Consider the following 3819-nt stretch of genomic DNA (forward strand, 5'->3'; position numbering starts at 1 on the left):
TCCTGCGGAAGCTACGCTGCTGCCCCCACCGCGCCGGACGCCTCGCCAAAGCCATCCACACCCTGCAACTCCGCGAGACCGCAGCACGCTGAAAAAGGCTCACTGCTACCGGATGCTCGGGCGTTGTCCGACGCTGGGGACGTTTTGCAAGAAACGCTCCTGACTGCCTGACAGGGCATCGGTGAATTCGAGGGCGCACCTGGCTGTACAAGATCGCCACTAACCGGTGTGCTCGCCACTGCGAAGTCCCTTTCCCAGATCGCGAAGCTGTCTTATGAGGTTCAGCACTGACGATCCAGACACCGGACCGACAGGTCAGGCATGGGAGTGTGAACGGTCTAGGCTAAGAGGGCGTAACAGAATTAGCGGACGACGTGTCACTAGCAGATGATGGCTGCGGCGAGGGTGATGAATGCCTGCGGACGTCGTCGCGGGCCTCCCAGCGGTTGCGCAGGCGGAACCAGTGCTGGATCGAGGGCGGACGGGGCGTGGCGGGGCCCGTCGGCCAGCCTGGCCAGGCCATGTTCGATGACAGGCGGCGCCACTTGGCCACAACGGCGGCGAGACGCCCAACTCGGCGGCCATATGCGTATGGAAAGCCCCCGGCTGCGTACGCCAGCACGATCCGGCACCACAACGCATACGCCTGTGTCGAGGTCGTCGCCCGCGCCCTGCGCTCCAACTCCGCCCGCTCAGCCGCAGTCACCGAAACCAGCACCTTCGGCCTGGCCCCTCCTCGCCATCGACCCATGTGAATTACACAACGGATTTCAGACGAAAACTAGAGCAGTGCGGGAGAAACGCGTTTCCGAGTAGCCGAGATCCACGGCAGGGTCGTTCGCGAACGCCGTGTAACGCAGAACACCATTGCTCGACTTAGTCATGTCGCTACCACACTAGGAATCTGCCAAGCGGAACCAGTGAACTTCAAGACCCGTTCCGACCTCCGGCGTCGTCCGCGAGCGCCGCGGCGTGAGCCCGGAGGATGCGGCGGTGCGCGGGGCAATCGTCGAGGCGCTCGAGCCCACAGTCAAGAGCGTGCCGCAGCGCGGACTGCGCCTGCTGAATCTGCTGGACTCGGTCGCTTAGTTCGCGCAGTTTCGCCGCTATCACGGCTCGCCAGTCCGGGGCGGTCCGGCCATTCGGGCCCACGAGCGCCGAAATCTCCGACAGCGTGAAACCAGCCCGTTTGAGCAGGTCGATGAACGCGATCTGTTCAACGGCGTCCTCGCCATAGACGCGTTTGCCGCCCGCACGCCTGGTGACGTCGAGCAGGCCCTTGCGCTCATAGAACCGCAGGGCGGACGACGCCAGGCCTGTGCGGGCCCGCAGTTCGGATATCGACAACTCGCTCATTGACTTGAACCTTAGTTGAACCTGGATGATGGCCGACATAAGAACCAGGCGCGTCTCGGGAGGGCATCAGCATGACACCGTCGAGCAGCACGCGCATCGCCGTGGTGACTGGAGCGGGCCGGGGCATCGGGCTGGCGATCGTGCGCGCACTGGCTGCGGACGGGTTCGCGGTCGTCGCCGGCAGCCGCACGATCAACAAAGCACTGCAGGACGCGACACCGGACGCCCTCCAGGTAGACCTGGCGACTCCCGATGGGCCCGCGTACCTGGTGGAGCACGCCGTCGAGCGGCACGGCGGAATCGATCTGCTCGTTAACAACGTCGCTGGCACCTCGACGCCCGCGGGCGGATTCCTCGAACTCACCGACGACGCTTGGGGCCATACGCTCGACCTGACGTTCATGTCGGCAGTCCGCGCGACGCGAGCGGCGCTGCCCAGCCTCTTGGACCGCCGCGGCGCGGTGGTCAACATCGGCTCGGTTAACGCCAGGCTGCCACAACCCCGCCTGGTCGCCCAGTCGGCCGCCAAGGCTGCGCTGTCCAACCTCGGCAAAGCGCTGGCAGAGGAGTTCGCCCACCGCGGGCTGCGGGTGAACACAATTTCTCCCGGCCCGGTCTGGACGGAAGTGTGGACGGCCCGGGGCGGGCCCGGCGACCTGCTCGCCCGACGCGCAGGCCTCGCGAGAGAAGACATCACCGATCGACTCCCTGCGGTCGTCGGCTTGTCGACCGGTAGTTTCACCGACCCGCAGGAGATCGCAGCGCTCGTGGTGTTCCTCGCCTCCGGCCGAATCCCCAACATGAGCGGCTCAGAGTTGGTCATCGACGGCGGTCTACTCAAGACGCTCTGACCGATGATTTACGCACCTGAAATCAGTTGTGCAAATCTATGCGGGGACGTTGGCAGAACGGGACGGCCGAAGCAGCCGTTTTAGTGACCGCGGCCGAGCAGGGCAGATCTGAAGCGCAGGGCTCGGGTGGCGACCTCGGCACAGGCGTATGCGTTGAGGCCCCGGCTTGTCCCTGCCTGCGCGCAGGCGGGACATGAACTCGTCCACGAATGGCTGGCGCACCTCCAGTTTCCATCAGTCCCTCGTCCGATATCTGCAACGGATTCAGGCGAGCAAAAGACTAGGCCGTTTCGCGATCGTCGCGCGATCTCTCCAGCGGCTTGGGACGTCTTCTTGAGGCTGTTGCCCGGCGCGGAAAGGCGGCCTTCTCGTCGGGGTGGATTTTGCTGTAGTCGGTGTATGTGTGGGGTCCTCGCCGGGATCTGAGGGTCGTCACGCGGTCGGCTTCGGCCCCTTGTGCGGGTCCCACGGCGACACCGGGGTCTCGTCCTTCTTGTCCGGGCCGGTCGGTTGCGTGTTGAGAATCCTCATCGCTGCACCTCGTTCTCTGGGTTGTGTCGGCCAGCTCGTCCTGGCAGAAGAGACCGTCCACATCCGCGCCACTCGGCAACGTTAATGTTGATCGCCGAACCATCGGCGGGCAGAATGCTCGGGATGAATACGACCCGAGAGGTTGATGCCGCGTAGGCGGCCGAGGGCTCTGCGAGCCAACTTCCGTCAGGGTGGAGTGTGTCCCTGGTGCGGTAAGCAGCAGGATTACTCCGAGCATCACGACGCAGCAATTTGTACCTGGTGCGATAAGTGGGTCGAGGGCGTGTGCGGGGACGACGCTTGCGGGTACTGCCGGGGACGGCCTGAACGACCTAGCCTCGCGCGGGAGCTAGCTCCCTTGGACCTTGCCCTGCGAAGAGCGGCCCGGCGTGCGGCTCGTTGCCGAGAGAAGCAATCTCGGGAGTGGCGGCGGAGGGCAAACCTCCGAAGGGAGGAGCCCTAGCGGCCGATTCCTGGGTGCCGCGCCTACGCGGGGCATCCGCGGCGCCGGCCGGACCGGGTGATCACCGACAGGGCCTACATCTCGGCGGCGATCCGCCGGGCCCTGCGCAAGCGGGGCATTACCGCCACCAGCTCCGAACGCGGCGACCAGAGGGCGGGGCGCGTCCGCCGCGGCTCACGAGGCGGGCGGCCGCCGAGGTTCGACCCGGTCCTCTACAAGCGCCGCAACGTCGTCGAACGCTGCATCGGACGCCTCAAGCAATGGCGCGGCATCGCCACCCGGTTCGACAAACTCGCCCGCAACTACCGGGCAGCGATTGTCCTGGTCACCGCACTGCTCTAGATCACCACATGATCCACCGGACACGCCCTAGGTGTACTGCCCAGGCAGGTCGATTGAGGTTGTTGTGTGTGACGACGCGGTGTGAATTTGCGTGGAGGGTGAAGGCCTCCGGTTGTGGAGTGGAGCTGTCTAGGAACCGCTCCGCCAACAGGAGGTCTTCGTGTCCCACGCTAACGCTGCTCTGACCCCTCGCGGGCGTCTTCGGCTGGCGCGTCTGGTCGTCGATGAGGGCTGGCCCGTCGCGCGGGCGGCCGAACGCTATGAGGTGTCCTGGCC

4 protein-coding genes are annotated in these 3819 nt (G+C 65.5%); 3 read left to right on the forward strand and 1 reads right to left on the reverse strand.

Annotation, left to right across the window (positions count from 1 at the left end):
- Window positions 1-927: 927 nt before the first annotated feature.
- Window positions 928-1356, reverse strand: coding sequence for a MerR family transcriptional regulator (locus AB0C84_RS45400; protein ID WP_361078971.1), 429 nt, complete (start codon window positions 1354-1356; stop codon window positions 928-930).
- Window positions 1357-1427: 71 nt separating this feature from the next.
- On the opposite strand from AB0C84_RS45400, the gene AB0C84_RS45405 reads away from it, so the two are divergent.
- The 3 genes from AB0C84_RS45405 to AB0C84_RS45415 all read left to right on the forward strand — a co-directional run.
- Window positions 1428-2207 (forward strand): SDR family oxidoreductase, encoded by a 780-nt coding sequence (locus AB0C84_RS45405; RefSeq protein ID WP_361078974.1) that lies wholly within the window; start codon window positions 1428-1430, stop codon window positions 2205-2207.
- 1000 nt (window positions 2208-3207) lie between these two features.
- Window positions 3208-3543, forward strand: coding sequence for a transposase (locus tag AB0C84_RS45410; protein WP_361078977.1), 336 nt, complete (start codon window positions 3208-3210; stop codon window positions 3541-3543).
- Between the two features lie 160 nt (window positions 3544-3703).
- Window positions 3704-3819, forward strand: a 116-nt coding sequence (locus tag AB0C84_RS45415; protein WP_361078980.1) for a leucine zipper domain-containing protein, incomplete at its 3' end; no start/stop codon positions are given.

Origin of the sequence: Actinomadura sp. NPDC048955, assembly GCF_040649435.1 — a bacterium.
GTDB lineage: Bacteria > Actinomycetota > Actinomycetes > Streptosporangiales > Streptosporangiaceae > Spirillospora > Spirillospora luteofluorescens.

What these genes read in the sequence shown, in the direction of transcription:
- AB0C84_RS45400 (WP_361078971.1), bottom strand. Translation starts at nt 1,356, where the DNA reads ATGAGCGAGTTGTCGATATCCGAACTGCGGGCCCGCACAGGCCTGGCG.
- AB0C84_RS45405 (WP_361078974.1), top strand. Translation starts at nt 1,428, where the DNA reads ATGACACCGTCGAGCAGCACGCGCATCGCCGTGGTGACTGGAGCGGGC.